At 35.5% G+C, this 1,966-nt stretch carries 1 protein-coding gene and 1 pseudogene; one reads left to right on the top strand and one right to left on the bottom strand.

Translation table 11 applies throughout. The annotated features are described in order from the left end of the window. Nucleotides 1-240: pseudogene (locus AC1DUW_RS27055) on the top strand (LysR family transcriptional regulator); the annotation flags it as partial. 718 nt (nt 241-958) lie between these two features. On the opposite strand, the gene AC1DUW_RS27050 reads toward AC1DUW_RS27055, so the two are convergent. Beyond that, nucleotides 959-1,966, bottom strand: a 1,008-nt coding sequence (locus AC1DUW_RS27050; protein WP_477643952.1) for an MFS transporter, incomplete at its 5' end; no start/stop codon positions are given.

Here is a 1,966-nt window from a genome sequence, read left to right as displayed (position 1 = left end):
CAACTACAATATAATTTAAAGGAAATAAAATCTATTAGTAGTATTCAAGATTTTTTACAAATCAGTAATACCATTGCTGTATTAAATACTAAGCTTATTGACTTATACAACTATACAAACATTCACTATTACAATTTAAACTTTGACAATGTCCTTAATACCGTTTTCATTTATAAGAAGAATGAAAGTAAGCAGAACAATATTTTACAATTAAAAAATGTACTTGAGACGATTTGTTAATTTTACTATTAATAATAGAATGTAAAAAGTTTAATAGGAATATCGCATAAAAAAAATCCAGCCGGATGGTATTGTTGTTCGTTGTTGGAAGATTCCAGGCCATTATTTAGGGTTTATTACATTCTTCTATTTGAAAGGCCGTTCAGGGGATGCGTAGAGAACTAATTATGCCGAACTAAAGCAGTAAAGAGAAGCTTATAACGAATATTCAGATTGGTTTAATTGCAACGATTCCGTATATTGCTACTTCTAATGTGATGAATTACTGGTCACCTCTAAAACTTATCGTATGGGCAGAAGACGTTTGCATGCAATTCTTTTGTATGCAAATCGTCATCCCTTGAAGTTGTTTAATCAGAAATTTAATTCACTCAGACATGAACTGTGAATGATTAACCGAGACACCTAAATGATATCAAAGTTGTATATTAAACCCGATAAAAAACTGTTTGTCTTGTAAATGTTTGAAAGAAGTTATTTTATCTGTTTTTTTTAGGAGGAAGAATTTGAAGAATGTATTACCGCCTTACTATTGTTAGGTCTGGATGCCTGCAACAGTGCCGAAAAGTGGAAGAAGTTGAATGAGGGACCTTCAGATTGCCTGTAGTGAAAAATGCCTCCTGAATAATCTTGCCTTTTAAAAAAACAAAAAAAAATATGAAGAATTACATTTTATGTGAATTCTCCACTTTAAAATCAAGCATTCATTCATATCATTCTATTTTGCAGCAGGAACTATTGGAGGATTTTCAGTAGTATAATTTTCCTTACCCGAATTTAATGTCATAAAAGCGATAAAGCAAACAACCCCGAATGAAACCAATAACCAAACTGCTCCTTTAAATGATCCTCCAAAAGCGTCTATAACAAAACCAAGAGTTAAAGGAGCAATAAAGCCAGCTACCTGAAGCCCTAGATTGACCACCCCTACCGCAGAACCCCCTATTGCTTCTGGTAAGCGTTTTAGTGGCAAGCTAAAAATAATAGTAGATAATGCCGCTGAAAATATAGGTATAATGGATTGATAGATGATCACTCCCGTTAACGTTTGTGCATTAAACATGAGATAAACGAATAATGCAAGACCTAATCCACTAAAACCCCCTATCCATTTTTCTCGTCCCTTTCTTACTTTATCTAGTACATATCCAGCGATAATATAGAAAAGAACCGATGTCATGGCCGGAATCATCTGTAATAAACCCATAGATATTAAATTAAGGCCACGTTCCTGCACCAAGTATGTCGGCATCCATGACATGACTCCCCAGCTGATGAAACCAAAGGCAAAAGAAGCAACCATCAAGCTAAGAACCAAGGGAGTTTTAAACAGCTTTATAAAAGAACCTTTTGGAGGAACTTCAGTTTGGGAATCTTCTGCTCGCGAGCTCGTTTCACTTTGACTCCCTACTTTAGGTTTTAATAAGAACCAATATAATAATCCAATCGTAAACCCGAAAATTCCAATAATACCAAACATCATCCTCCACCCAATACTAACGAGCAGAGTTGCTGCGAGTATAGGGGAAATCACACCTGCAACCGTGAGAGCAGAAAGAAACACAGACATTGCCTGGGAACGTTTTTCTTGCGGAATGGCCACTGAAATCATTTTGGCACCAGCAGGGAAAAAGCTGCCTTCCCCCAATCCAAACATAAAACGAATAATCAATAACGAGACTAAAGACCATGCTACTCCTGTCAAGCTAGTGAAAATGGTAAAACT

Source organism: Peribacillus sp. P4_C12, from assembly GCF_056402095.1.
The sequence above is the reverse complement of the archived record's forward strand: the minus strand, read 5'-3'. Positions and strand labels throughout refer to the sequence as shown.